Genomic DNA, 13,369 nt, shown 5'->3' on the forward strand with positions numbered 1-13,369 from the left:
AACATTTAGTCCATTTGGCTTAAGAAACCCGCCATGAGGCGGGTTTTTTTGTGGGCGGTTATTCCTTTAGTTCGACATGATCCAGTGCCTGATTCACCGCCAGTTCACCGAGCATGACGACCTGCGCAATTCCCAGCGCAGTCTTGCGGTGTGAGGTGTCGAGCATGGCGGCGAAGTTGTTGAGCATTTCGCTGGCTGAACCCAGGGTTTCGCTGGCGTTGGCCAGCAGGGATTCGGTGTTGTACTTCGGGTTGGCGAGGTACATGGGTTCGGGTTTATGCGTGCAGGCCATGATGAAGGCGGAGGGTTTGAGGTAATGGTCGAGGGCGCGCTCGGCAGCGTCGTTGAGTTTTTTGGAATCGAGGGAATCGTAAGGGGATGCGGGATCTGTTTCTGGCGGGTGCGGCGTTGATTTGATCATGTTTCGTCTCCGGTAAATGGAGCCGACACCGGATCGCTACTAAACGAAGGGGTGGCAGCTGAACGCAGGTTAGTAGACCGGGGAGACGCGACCGGCGCACCCGAAGGCGCCCTGCGAACAGCTACCATCAAGCGCGGGTTATGCCCGACTGAATGGTGCCAATGCGCATCGCGTAACCACGGGCTACTAAACCCGATCACTGGAAATCAGTGACGCGAATCAAGTTACCGATGGCCCGCCAGGCGCACAAGCCGGCGGATTCTGGCGTACCCGTAGGCAACGACGCAAGCTGTTGTAGGCACCCGGAAGTAACTGCTGACAGATCTAAACAGCGCTGTTTAAAGGTAGGAGCTGCCGAAGGCTGCGATCTTTTGATTTTGTCTTTTTAGAATCAAAAACAAGATCAAAAGATCGCAGCCTTCGGCAGCTCCTACCGTCGGGATTGGGTTATTTGTCGTGATCGATGTCGAGTTTGGAGAAGGTCACTTGGCCACCCTCGCTGGTGTACCCGGTGTTGTCCTGCACATAAACCCCAGCCTTGAAATACAGCGGCTTGTTGCGCCACGTCGCGCTGATCTGTGAATCCCACTGATAACCCGCCGCGCTCACGCCCAATGCACCGCCAGGGCTCAGGTGAATAAGGTAGTTGAATTCGCGATCCAGTTTGATCCCGGTCGCCAGGGTGATAACCCGGCTCTCATCCTCGTCCGGGTGCATGCGCACCTTGATCACCAGGTTGCCGGTTTCAGTTTTGGTCTTGTACTGATATTCAAGTTTGACCATCGGCTTCTGGCTTTCGTAGGCGTGAATCTGGCCAATGACGATCTTGCCGGAGCTAGGGACTTTGTTCACCGTGACGGTCGCGCGCAACGAATTGTCGGCGTCCGGGTAATACCAATTGCGCAGCGTGCCGTTGCTGTAGGTCTCGCGCAGTTCAGTGCGCGGATAAATGGCGTTTTCGGTTTTTGACCCGGTAACCGGTGACCAGAAGAACAAGGTGCCGGTGTCGGAATGGAAGTACTGATCTTTGAAGCCGTTCACCAGTTTGGAGGTTTCGACGGTGTATGGCGGGCTGCCAACGGGAACGCTGAGGTTCCAGGTTGCGAGATCGATCATGTCGGTTCTTCCACTCAAGTTTCACTGCACGCACGTGCCAGAAGCTCTAGCCCGCACGTTTTGGGGCGGCCTTTATAAGCGTAGAGGGATTTTTTGTTAATGCCCGTTTGGCAGATGATTGACGTCAACATCCTGTCGAAATGCCATCTCTGCCGGTTTCCGGGGGCTTCAGCGGTGACCGTTAGTCGGCAAATTCACGCTTTGGTTAAATGATGGCCTGATGACAGCTTCTGCTTTCTTGGATCCAGTACTAGAGTGAAGCCTCAGTATGTGTGCGGTTTTTACCGGAAACCGACCGAAAGTCCCGACAAGAGAAGCAGCATGGAATGCGCGCAACCCCCGCCAGGTGAAGGCAGCTCTGTCCTTTTGATCGTTGATGATTACCCTGAAAATCTGATCAGCATGCGCGCGTTGCTGCAGCGTCAGGATTGGCACGTCCTCACCGCAGCCTCCGGCTTCGAAGCGCTCAATATTTTGCTCTCGCATGACGTCGACCTAGTGCTGCTGGATGTGCAGATGCCGGGCATGGACGGCTTTGAAGTGGCGCGGTTGATGCGTGGCAGCCAACGCACGCGCCTGACGCCGATCATCTTTCTGACCGCCAACGAGCAATCCCAGGACGCCGTGATCAAGGGCTATGCCAGTGGCGCGGTGGATTACCTGTTCAAACCGTTCGACCCGCAGATCCTCAAGCCCAAGGTGCAGGCGTTGCTGGAACACCAGCGCAATCGCCGCGCATTGCAGCGCCTGAGTCATGACCTGGAAGTGGCGCGCGCCTTCAATGCCTCGGTGCTGGATAACGCCGCCGAGGGGATATTGGTAGTGGGCGAGGACGGTTTGATCCGCTTTGCCAATCCGGCGATTTCGCGGTTGCTGAATGCGCCGGTGAAGGAGCTCGAAGGTAAGGAGTTTCTCGATTTTCTACAGAAGCCGCACATTCCGCTGTGGGCCGATTCCGAGTTTTATGCCGGCTACAAACGTGGCGAGACGCTAAGGCTGCACGATGCCTTGCTGCGTACCGCGCCCGGCCAGCAGGTGCCGGTGGCGCTGTCCTGTGCGGCGTTGCCTGCTGAGCAACACGCGATGGTGGTGACTGTGCTGGACATGTCGGTGGTGCGCCACTTGCACCAGCAACTGGAATTTCAAGCGGTGACCGATCCACTGACCGGGTTGCTTAACCGGCGCGGCTTTTACCAGACTGTTGAAAACCTGCTGTTGCGTGGTGAGCGCAGCGACAGCAGTTGGGTCTTGCTGTATCTGGACCTTGATGGCTTCAAACGGGTCAACGATTCACTCGGTCACGATGCCGGCGATCGTGTACTGCGCTGGGTCTCCGAGCAGTTAAAAGCCTGCCTGCGACCGTTCGATATTCTCGCGCGCATGGGCGGTGATGAATTTACCGCGCTGCTCGATCTGGAATTCCCCGAGCAAGCGGCGAAGATCGCCGAAAAGCTCATTGAGCGGGTGTCGATCTGTCAGCAGATCGAAGGGTTGGACATCGCCCTCGGCGCCAGCATCGGTATCGCCACCTATCCGGACTGCGGCTCGAATCTCGACGGATTGCTGCGCGCCTCCGACATCGCTATGTACGAAGCCAAGCGCGCCGGGCGCCAGCAATATCGTTTCTACGATCATGAAATGAATGGCCGGGCGCGCTCGCGGTTGATGCTCGAGGAGAGCGTGCGTGCAGCCATCGAAAACCGCGATTTCAACTTGGTGTATCAGCCGCAAGTGGCCATCGACACTGGCCAGATTCGTGGCTTCGAAGCGTTATTGCGCTGGCAGCACCCGAGCGTGGGCGATGTGCCGCCGGGGCTGTTTCTGCCGTTGCTGGAAGAGGCGCGGTTGATCAGTCGCCTCGGCAGCTGGATCTATCATCGTGGCGCCGGCCAGCGCAAAGCCTGGGAAACCCTGTTTGCCGAAGATCTGGTGCTGGGCGTGAGTTTGAGCAACACCCAGTTCAGCCTGCCGAATCTGGTCACCGAGTTGCGTCAGGTGATGGAGCGACATTCCTTGCAACCCCGGCAGCTGGAGGTCGAAGTCACTGAAGAAGCGTTGATGCAAAACCCCGACGAAACCCGTAAGCAGTTGCGTTTGCTGCGCAATCTTGGGGTGCGCGTGGCGCTGGATGACTTCGGTTCCGGGCCGTGTTCGCTGGCGCATCTGCGTGATCTGGAACTGGATACCCTGAAGCTTGATCGCCATCTCATTGCGCGATTGCCGGACTCGAAACGCGACGCCTCACTGGTCAGCACGGTGATCAGTCTGTGCAAGCAATACGGTTTGCTGGTGATCGCCGAGGGCGTTGAAACCATCGAGCAATACCAATGGCTGCAAGCCCACGGCTGCGAGTACGTGCAAGGCTTCCTCGTGGCGCGGCCATTGATCGCCGAGGACGCTGCGAGCTTCGCCGAGCCGTTTGACTGGAGCGCGCTGCCCGTTTGAATTCGCTACACTGGCGCACCTTTTTCGAACCGTGTCGCTCGTCCATGACTGTGTTGAAGTACCTCCAGGCCTATCCCGCGCAATTGCAGGATCAGGTGCGCCAACTGATCGCCGAAGGGCGTCTGGGTGAATACCTGAATCAACGCTATTCGGGGCGCCACGACGTGCAGAGCGACAAGGCCTTGTACAGCTACGCGCTGGACTTGAAGCAGGAATACCTGCGCAACGCGCCGGCCATCGACAAGGTGCTGTTCGACAACCGCCTCGACCTGACCCACCGCGCCCTCGGTCTGCACACCACGGTTTCACGGGTGCAGGGCGGCAAGCTCAAGGCCAAGAAAGAGATTCGTATCGCCTCGTTGTTCAAGGACGCCGCGCCGGACTTTCTGAAAATGATCGTGGTGCATGAACTGGCGCACTTCAAGGAGTCGGATCACAACAAGGCGTTCTATAAATTGTGCGAGCACATGCTGCCGGGGTATCACCAGGTCGAGTTTGATCTGCGCGTGTACCTGACATGGCGGGATATGCAGGCTTAACAGTACGCAACCAGGAAGGTGTGGATGGACGTCAGCAAGACCAAAAGCAGTTTCTACCGCCGCTTGTATGTGGCGTACCTGATCGACAGCGGTCTGGCGCCGAGTGTGCCGACGCTGACCGAAGTGACCGGCATGCCCCGGCGCACGGCGCAGGACACGATCGCGGCGTTGGCGGATCTGGATATCGTTTGTGAGTTCGAGCAGGAAGAGGGCGCACGCAACCATGCGGGGCGCTATCGGATTCGCGAGTGGGGGGCGATTGATCGCGGGTGGATCGAGCGTAATTTGCGGCAGATCAAGGCTGTGCTTGAGTATCCCTGAAAGCCCCTCACCCCAGCCCTCTCCCAGAGGGAGAGGGAGCCGATTGGAGGATATTGGAGAAGTTCGCCGACTTGAGCGAATTGCTGTGAATCCATAATCGACTCGGTTTTTCAGGTCGATGTCTGACGCAAGACGATAAGGTCAGTCCCCTCTCCCTCTGGGAGAGGGCTAGGGTGAGGGCTGTTCAGGCGCGACGCATCCCAATGTGTGGAATGTCATCCTCCAGATACTCCTCACCCGCCACTACAAACCCGTACCGACCGTAATACCCCTGCAAATGCGCCTGCGCTGACAGATAGATCGGCACTTGTGGCCAATGCTTCTCCGCCTGTTTCAACGCCTGCTCCATCATTTCGTGCCCCAGCCCTTTGCCGCGCCCTTGCGGTGCGGTAATCACGCGGCCGATCACCACATCACCACCCTGGGATTCCGGATCCAGCAGGCGCAGGTACGCCATCAACTGGTCATCTTCCCAACCCATCAGGTGATAGGTATCGCCTTCCAGATCCTGACCGTCGAGGTCCGGATAGGCGCATTTCTGTTCGACCACGAACACGTCCGAGCGCAGTTTCAACAGCGCGTACAGCTGCTCCTTGCCCAGATCACTGTGATGTTTGCAGACCCATTCGATTGTCATTTGCCGATTCCTTGAACGTGTCGCCCGATACTAAGCGCCTGCGGCAAAGATGTCTTGATGGCGTAAGAGTCTGTGACAAAGGTCAAAATGCCATCATTCCTTTCTCGCAGCCCCGGCGACTTTGTGTAATCTGCAGGAGAGCCCTGTGCACTGGCTGCAATGAGCTAATGTTAGGGCCTGGGTTTTGCCGGTAAGGGGCCTTGGGGTTTTGACTGAAAACATGCTGGGCAACTCGCCCGCTAAGGATTTTCAAGCATGCCGCGTTTGCATCGAGCCTTTGCTTTGACCGGATTGCTCTTGCTGGCCCCGACCGCCGCAGCGGACAAGCTGCGGCTGGTGTTTGATATCTGGCCACCCTTTACCGACGACACGCTGGTCAACGGCGGCTTGGCCACCGACATCGTCAGCACTGCGCTGGCCCGGGCCGGTTATGCCAGCGGTTACGAACAGGTGCCGTGGGCGCGGGCGCTGCTTGGCGTTGGCGAGGGCCGCTACGATGTATTGGTCAACGCTTGGTACAACGACGAACGGACCAAGCTCGGCCAGTTTTCCGGTGAATACCTGCTCAATCGCATCCGCTTTCTCAAGCGCAAAGACACGCCGCTCGAGTATTCAAATCTGCAGCAACTGCACACCTATCCGATCGCTGTGGTGCGCGGTTACGCCTATTCGGCGCCGTTCGATGCCGACACGGCGTTGCAGAAAGTCCCTGTGCATAACTTCGCCATGGCCGTGCGCATGCTCGCAGCGGATCGGGTCAAGCTGACGCTGGAAGATGAGTATGTGGCCAAGTATTACCTGGCGCGGGAATCCGCCAAGGTGCGCAATTCGGTGGAGTTTTTACCCAAGCCGTTGAGTGAGAACAGCCTGCACATTCTGGTGAGCCTGAAGAATCCGCAGCATGAGCAGATTGTTGCGGGGTTTGATAAGGCGATTGCGGCGATGAAGGCGGATGGGAGTTATGACAAGTTGTTGAGGCAGCATGGGATGTGAGTTTCTGATCCCAGAGTTGTGTTGTTGCTGATGGCCTCTTCGCGAGCAGGCTCGCTCCCACAATTTGGAATGCGGTGCCCCTGTGGGAGCGAGCCTGCTCGCGAAGGCATCCTGTCAGCCAGCACTAACCTCACTGGTGTCCTTGATAAGATGCGCCGCCAACGTCCGCAACGGCCCCAACTGCCGGCAAATCAACGCGAGTTGCGTCTGCACCAACCGCTGCCCTTCATCGATCTCATCAGCCATCTGCTCCAGCTCATTGGCCAGCGCTTCTTCTTCATCACTCTGAATCGCCACCGGCTGCTTGTTCGCCAGCCCTTGGGCGATTTCATCGATGCTCGTTGCCAGTTTCACCCCGGCGCCATCAATCAAATGCTCACGCACATCCGCCGGCAACTGCGTCTCGCGATGCGCGCCGAGCCCTGACAGATAACTCAACAAGGTGTGCGACAACACCAGAAAGCGGAAACCGACATCCGCTTCCTTGCGGAAATGCCCCGGCTCCATGAGCATGTTCGCCAGCGTCGTCGACAGCGCCGCATCGGCGTTGTGCGCATTGCGCCGTGCCAGACGATAGGCGAGGTCGTCGCTCTTGCCAGCGGCGTATTGCTGCATGATCTGGCGCAGGTAGATGCTGTTGCAGGTCAGGGTGTTGGCCAGCACTTTGTTCAGGCGTCGACCCTGCCAGTCCGGCAGGAACAGGAACACCGTCAGGCCAGCAATCAGGCTGCCCAGCAGCGTATCGAACAGGCGTGGCAGGAACAGCCCGTAGCCGTCGCCGACCTGGTTGAAGCAGAACAGCACCATGATGGTGATCGCCGCCGTCGCCAGGGTGTAGCGGGTGGTGCGGTTGGTAAAGAACACCACGCCGGCGGCGATGGCGAAACACGACTGCACCAACGGGCTCGGGAACAGATCGAACAGCGCCCACGCCACGGTCAGGCCGATGGCGGTGCCGAAAATTCGCTGACCGAGTTTGCGCCGGGTCGCGCCGTAGTTTGGCTGGCAGACGAACAGGGTGGTGAGGATGATCCAGTAACCCTGCGACGGGTGAATCAAATGCACCATGCCGTAGCCGATACTCAGCGCCAGTGGCAGGCGCAGGGCATGACGGAACAACAAAGAGGTCGGCGTCAGCTGCGTGCGCAGGCGAATCCACACATCCTTGAGATTGCGCGGCGAGCGGTCGAGCAGGCTGCTGTCGGTCGCATCGGCCAAGGCGTCGGGGTTGCTCGCGTCGCTGAGCAAGCGGTCGAGGGTGCCAAGGTTCGCTGCCAAGGCACGTAGCGAGCGCAGCAATCCGCGCCACGCCGGGTTGCTCTGGATGCGCAAATGTTCGAGGGAGGCGTCGAGGTCGCTCAGGGCTTCGGCGAAACTCGCGTCATAAATAAATGGCTGGCGCATCTGGATCGATTCGGCCAGCGCGCGGCAGGCCTTGCCTTGCTGGCGCAACAGGCGCTGGCAGCGGAACAGCACGTCACTGTGGAAGAACGCTTCGGCCAGCGCGTTGTACGGATAGTGCGAAGAACTGGCGCGTTCGTGGATGTCCTGAGCGAGGAAGTACAGCTTCAGGTAACGGCTGACTTTCGAGCCGGGGCGGCCATTGCCGACGCGGTGCAGGATGATTTCCTTGGCACTGTTCAGCGCCGCCACCACGCGGCCGTTTTGCTGGGCCAGTTCCAGGCGCCGGGCTTCGACGTCCATCTGCCGGATCGGCTCGAACAGCGAGGATTTCAGCTTCAGGTAAAACCCCAGTTCGCGGAACAGCCGCGCCAGGCTCTGCTGCACCGGCTGGTTGGAAAACAGCGCCTGCCACACCACCGAGAGCAAGCCGTACCACGCCGCACCGGCGACCAGCAGCATCGGTTCGTGCCAGAAATCGGTGACCGCACCGCCGCGCTGATCAACGCCGATCATCGTGTACACCGACAGAATCAACGTCGCCGAAGCAATCGCCCCATAACGCTCGCCGAGGGCGCCGAGCATGGTCAGGCCGAAACTGGCCAGCGCCAAAGCAATGGCAAACACGATGGGGTAGGGGAAGAGCAATTCCACCGACAGCGCGGCGATGCTGAAACAGACCAGCGTCACCGCGAGTGCATTGAGGCGGCCCTGCCAACTGTCGTCGGTCTCGGCCAGGGCGCTGGCGATAATCCCCAGGAACAACGGGATCAGCAGGCCCATTTCATCCTGATACCAACACAGCGCCATGCTGCCGGTCAGGGCGATGAACACCCGCACGCTGTAGCTGAATTTATCCAGCGCCCACAGGCGCCGCAAAGACTGACGAAACGAGGTCGAGGACATGAAGTGCGAAGGCCTTCCGAGGCGATGCCGCTAAATTGAGCCAGTAATGACGCCGACGCAATGGCGCCGATCACATCTGACAGCAAAAAGTGTTCCTTACTGCATCACACATAACAACTGTAGGAGTGAGCCTGCTCGCGATAGCGGCCTGTCAGCCAATAAATTCGGTGACAGACACACCGCTATCGCGAGCAGGCTCACTCCTACAGAATTTTGTATTTGGCTCTGAGTTAGGCGTACTGCGCGGCAGCGTAGCCCGAGGCCCAGGCCCACTGGAAGTTGAAACCGCCCAAGTGGCCAGTGACGTCGAGCACTTCACCGATGAAGTACAGGCCGGGGCTTTTCAGCGATTCCATGGTCTTGGAGGAAACTTCGCGAGTGTCGACGCCACCCAGTGTGACCTCGGCCGTGCGATAACCTTCAGTCCCCGCCGGCACGACTTTCCAGCTGCCCAGCTTCTCGGCGATTTCCGCCAGCTCAGCGTGGGTGTATTGCTTCATCGGTTTGGACACGAACCAGTTGTCCGCCAGCAAATTGGCCATCTTCTTGGTGAAGATTTCACCGAGCAGGGTTTTCAACTCGCTGTTCGGGCGCTCGGCCACTTGCTCTTGCAACCAGCTCGCCGCGTCATGATCCGGCAGCAGGTTGATCTCCACTGTATCGCCGGATTCCCAGAACGACGAAATCTGCAAAATCGCCGGGCCGCTAAGGCCACGGTGAGTGAACAGAATGTTCTCGCGAAAGCTCTGGTCGTTGCAGCTGACCAGACAATCCACTGAGGTCCCGGACAACTCGGTGCAGAGTTCCTTGAGCTGATCGGTGATGGTGAACGGCACCAGCCCGGCGCGAGTCGGCAGCAGCTCGTGGCCGAACTGCTTGGCAACCTGATAACCGAACCCGGTGGCGCCCAACGTCGGGATCGACAGACCACCAGTGGCGATCACCAGCGACTGGCATTGAACCTGACCGAGGGTGGTGTCGAGCAGGTAACCGCTTTCGACCTTCTCGATCGTCTGGATCGACGTGTCCAGATGCAGCTCGACGCCGGCCTGATCGCACTCGGTGAGGAGCATTTCGAGGATGTCGCTGGATTTGTTATCGCAGAACAACTGGCCGAGTTTCTTCTCGTGGTAGGGCACGGCGTGTTTGCCGACCATGCCGATGAAATCCCACTGCGAGTAACGCGCCAGCGCGGATTTGCAGAAATGCGGGTTCTGCGAGAGAAAATTGCTCGGCTCGGTGTACATGTTGGTGAAATTGCAGCGGCCACCGCCCGACATCAGGATTTTCTTGCCGGCCTTGTTCGCGTGGTCGAGCAGCAATACCTGACGCCCACGCCCGGCGGCGGTCAGTGCACACATCAACCCAGCGGCGCCAGCGCCAATGATCACGACTTCGGTAGAGCGCAAAACGGTGTCCTCTGAAATGTCACCACAAAACGAACTGTAGGAGTGAGCCTGCTCGCGATGGCGGTGTGTCATTCAACATAGAGGTTGGCTGACAGATTGCTATCGCGAGCAGGCTCACTCCTACAGGGGAGTTACGTTGTTCTTACAAAATACGGACGCGCAGCGAACGGCCCTTGATCTTGCCGTCGTTCAAACGCTGCAAGGCCTGCATGGCCACGGTGCGGTCCACGGCTACATAAGCCTGGAAGTCAAAGATCGCGATCTTGCCAACCTGTGCACCGGGAATCCCGGCATCGCCAGTCAGCGCGCCAAGAATGTCGCCCGGACGAACCTTGTCTTTACGACCGGCACCAATGCACAGCGTGGTCATCGGCGGCTGCAATGGGGCGAGGCCTTGGGATTTGAGGTTATCGACCTGATCCCAGTTCAGCGGCGTTTTTTGCAGCTGTTCGATGGCCTGTGCACGGTGCGCTTCGCCCGGTGCAACTAGGCTGATCGCGATGCCTTTCTCGCCAGCACGACCGGTACGGCCAACGCGGTGAATGTGGATTTCCGAATCGCGCGCCAGTTCGACGTTGATCACCATGTCCAGCGCATCGATGTCCAGACCGCGTGCGGCGACGTCGGTGGCAACCAGTACCGAAGTACTGCGGTTGGCGAACATTGCCAGCACTTGATCGCGATCACGCTGTTCCAGGTCGCCGTGCAGGCCGACGGCGGAAATGCCTTTGGCGGTCAGGTGATCAACGGTTTCCTGCACTTGCTGCTTGGTGAAGCAGAACGCCACGCACGACGCCGGGCGGAAGTGGTGCAGGACTTTGGTCACCACGCTCATACGATCTTCCGGGGAGATCTCGTAGAAGCGCTGCTCGATCTGCGTGTCATCGTGGAACGCTTCGGCTTTCACCGTTTGCGGATCACGCATGAACTTCGACGCCAGTTGCTTGATGCCCACCGGGTAAGTCGCGGAGAACAGCAGGGTCTGACGACGCTCCGGGGTCTTGATGATGATGTCTTCGATGGCGTCGTAGAAACCCATGTCGAGCATGCGATCGGCTTCGTCGAGGATCAGCGTGTTCAGGCCATCGAGGACCAGCGAACCCTTGCGCAGGTGCTGCTGGATGCGGCCCGGGGTGCCGACGATGATGTGCGCGCCGTGCTCCAGCGAAGCGATCTGCGGGCCGAAGGACACGCCGCCGCACAGGGTCAGGACTTTGATGTTGTCTTCGGCACGGGCCAGACGACGGATTTCCTTGGCGACCTGGTCGGCCAGCTCGCGCGTCGGGCAAATTACCAGTGCCTGGCAACCGAAGTAGCGCGGGTTGATCGGGTTGAGCAGGCCGATGCCGAATGCGGCAGTCTTGCCGCTGCCGGTCTTGGCCTGGGCGATCAGGTCCATCCCTTTGAGGATCACCGGCAAGCTCTGCGCCTGGATCGGCGTCATCTGGGCATAACCGAGGGATTCGAGGTTAGCCAGCATGGCGGCGGACAGCGGCAGAGTATTAAAAGCGGTGGCGATGGTGGTCACGGGACTGGCCTGCAAAACAAAATGTCGCGCAGTGTAGCAGCCCCGTGCCACTTTCTTCGAAAGTTCTGGACGAACAGTGGTTAATGTTCGATGTGTTCTTCCGGGCGTTTGGCACGCCGACCGTCTTGTTTCGACAGTTGCGAGAAGATCGTCGCAGCGAGCATCGCCATGATGCCGACGGTGACGAAGGTCAGCTGGAACGCGCCGAGTACGGTTTCCACGCCATCGTTACCGATCTCTGCGGTAAACCCGCCAAGCAACGCACCGGCGCAGGCAACGCCCAGACTCAATGACAACTGCGCCACCACCGAGAGCAAGCTGTTGCCACTGCTGGCGCTCGCATCGTCGAGGTCGATCAGCGTTACGGTGTTCATCGCGGTGAATTGCAGCGAGTTGATCGCCCCTAGCACTGCCAGCAGACACAGCAGTAGCCAGTACGGCGTCTGCTCGCTGACCAGGCCCATGCTCGCCAACATAATCCCCAGCGCCAGCGTGTTGCCGGTCAGCACGATGCGATAACCGAGCCGCTCAATCAGCGGCCGTGCCACCCACTTGGCAATCATCGCCGCAGCAGCCAGTGGCAGCATGCTCATCCCCGCTTGCGACGGTGAATAACCCAGCGCCACCTGCAGCAGCAACGGCACCAGAAACGGCAGAGCACCGCTGCCCAAACGCGCGAAGAGGTTGCCGAGAATTCCGACGGCAAAGGTGCGGGTCTTGAACAGCGACGGTGCGAACAACGGGTTTTCGATGTGCCCGGCGCGCAACCAGTACGCCGCCAGACAAGCCATGCCACCGAACAGCAGCAACATTACCCGCAGGTGCGGCAGGTGCAATTCGCCGAGGCCTTCCATGGCGATGGTGATCAGGATCATTGCCGCGCCGAACAGCAGGAAACCCAGACTATCGAAACGTGTGCGCTCGGTGCCGCGCAGGTCGGGAATGAATTTCCACACCGCGTAGCAACCGATCACGCCGACCGGCAGGTTGATCAGGAAGATCCAGTGCCACGTCAGGTATTCGACCATCCAGCCGCCCATGGTCGGGCCGATCAACGGGCCGAGCAGGCCGGGGATGGTGATGAAGCCCATGATCCGCACCAGTTCCGATCGCGGATAGGCGCGCAGGACCACCAGCCGTCCGACCGGCAGCATCAGTGCACCGCCCAGGCCCTGAATGACGCGGGCGCCGACCAGCATGCTCAGACTGCTCGACAGTGCACAAAGCAATGAGCCGAAGCTGAACAGCAGGATCGCGCCGAAGAAGATTTTCTTGGTGCCGAAACGGTCGGCGATCCAGCCTGAGGCGGGGATCAGCAGCGCCACGGTGAGCATGTAAGAGATGACCACGCCTTGCATGCGCAACGGATCTTCGGCGAGATCGCGAGCCATGGCGGGCAGGGCAGTGTTAAGAATGGTCCCGTCGAGGGACTGCATGAAGAAAGCGATAGCGACGACCCACGGCAACCAGCGGGCGGTGATGGCGTCGAGAGGCGGGCGGTTGGGCATGGAACCTCTGTTGTTGGAGTTAATACAAATCCAAGGTCGAGCACGGTCAGTGTGGGAGCGAGCCTGCTCGCGAAAGCGGTAGGTCAGTCGCCATCAATGTTGGATGACATGGCCTCTTCGCGAGCAGGCTCGCTCCCACAGGTTT

At 59.2% G+C, this 13,369-nt stretch carries 11 protein-coding genes; 4 read left to right on the plus strand and 7 right to left on the minus strand.

Features of this window, described 5'->3' with window-relative positions; translation table 11 throughout:
• Nucleotides 1–58: 58 nt before the first annotated feature.
• The gene (locus KBP52_RS20735) at nucleotides 59–421 is read right to left on the minus strand and encodes a DUF6124 family protein (protein WP_212620870.1); all 363 of its coding nucleotides are present in this window, start codon (nucleotides 419–421) and stop codon (nucleotides 59–61) included.
• A gap of 447 nt (nucleotides 422–868) precedes the next feature.
• Entirely contained in the window at nucleotides 869–1,537 is a 669-nt protein-coding gene (locus KBP52_RS20740) for a polysaccharide lyase family 7 protein (protein WP_093429873.1), read from the minus strand.
• 321 nt (nucleotides 1,538–1,858) lie between these two features.
• Here KBP52_RS20740 and KBP52_RS20745 point away from each other — a divergent pair, with 321 nt between their 5' ends.
• The 3 genes from KBP52_RS20745 to KBP52_RS20755 are packed head-to-tail and all read left to right on the plus strand — an operon-like array spanning nucleotide 1,859 to nucleotide 4,842.
• Nucleotides 1,859–3,982, plus strand: coding sequence for an EAL domain-containing protein (locus KBP52_RS20745; protein ID WP_212620871.1), 2,124 nt, complete (start codon nucleotides 1,859–1,861; stop codon nucleotides 3,980–3,982).
• A gap of 44 nt (nucleotides 3,983–4,026) precedes the next feature.
• Nucleotides 4,027–4,521, plus strand: a complete 495-nt coding sequence (locus KBP52_RS20750; RefSeq protein WP_034153713.1) for a M48 family metallopeptidase — start codon at nucleotides 4,027–4,029, stop codon at nucleotides 4,519–4,521.
• 24 nt (nucleotides 4,522–4,545) lie between these two features.
• Complete coding sequence (locus KBP52_RS20755) at nucleotides 4,546–4,842, plus strand: winged helix-turn-helix domain-containing protein (RefSeq protein ID WP_007913779.1); 297 nt, start codon at nucleotides 4,546–4,548, stop codon at nucleotides 4,840–4,842.
• Between the two features lie 184 nt (nucleotides 4,843–5,026).
• Here KBP52_RS20755 and KBP52_RS20760 read toward each other — a convergent pair whose 3' ends face one another.
• Entirely contained in the window at nucleotides 5,027–5,479 is a 453-nt protein-coding gene (locus KBP52_RS20760; protein WP_034153611.1) for a GNAT family N-acetyltransferase, read from the minus strand.
• Between the two features lie 255 nt (nucleotides 5,480–5,734).
• On the opposite strand from KBP52_RS20760, the gene KBP52_RS20765 reads away from it, so the two are divergent.
• Complete coding sequence (locus tag KBP52_RS20765) at nucleotides 5,735–6,472, plus strand: transporter substrate-binding domain-containing protein (protein ID WP_116028367.1); 738 nt, start codon at nucleotides 5,735–5,737, stop codon at nucleotides 6,470–6,472.
• Nucleotides 6,473–6,586: 114 nt separating this feature from the next.
• Here KBP52_RS20765 and yccS read toward each other — a convergent pair whose 3' ends face one another.
• The 4 genes from yccS to mdtD form a co-directional block, all read right to left on the minus strand.
• Nucleotides 6,587–8,779, minus strand: a complete 2,193-nt coding sequence (yccS, locus tag KBP52_RS20770) for a YccS family putative transporter (protein ID WP_095121439.1) — start codon at nucleotides 8,777–8,779, stop codon at nucleotides 6,587–6,589.
• A gap of 230 nt (nucleotides 8,780–9,009) precedes the next feature.
• Nucleotides 9,010–10,188: an NAD(P)/FAD-dependent oxidoreductase gene (locus tag KBP52_RS20775; RefSeq protein WP_212620872.1), complete on the minus strand. Its 1,179-nt coding sequence runs from the start codon at nucleotides 10,186–10,188 to the stop codon at nucleotides 9,010–9,012.
• Nucleotides 10,189–10,330: 142 nt separating this feature from the next.
• Nucleotides 10,331–11,716: an ATP-dependent RNA helicase DbpA gene (gene dbpA / locus KBP52_RS20780; protein ID WP_212620873.1), complete on the minus strand. Its 1,386-nt coding sequence runs from the start codon at nucleotides 11,714–11,716 to the stop codon at nucleotides 10,331–10,333.
• Between the two features lie 80 nt (nucleotides 11,717–11,796).
• A complete protein-coding gene (mdtD, locus tag KBP52_RS20785) occupies nucleotides 11,797–13,224 on the minus strand; it encodes a multidrug transporter subunit MdtD (RefSeq protein ID WP_212620874.1) in 1,428 nt (475 codons plus the stop codon).
• Between the last annotated feature and the right edge of the window lie 145 nt (nucleotides 13,225–13,369).

The organism is Pseudomonas sp. SCA2728.1_7 (assembly GCF_018138145.1).
In the GTDB taxonomy this organism is placed as follows: domain Bacteria; phylum Pseudomonadota; class Gammaproteobacteria; order Pseudomonadales; family Pseudomonadaceae; genus Aquipseudomonas; species Aquipseudomonas koreensis_A.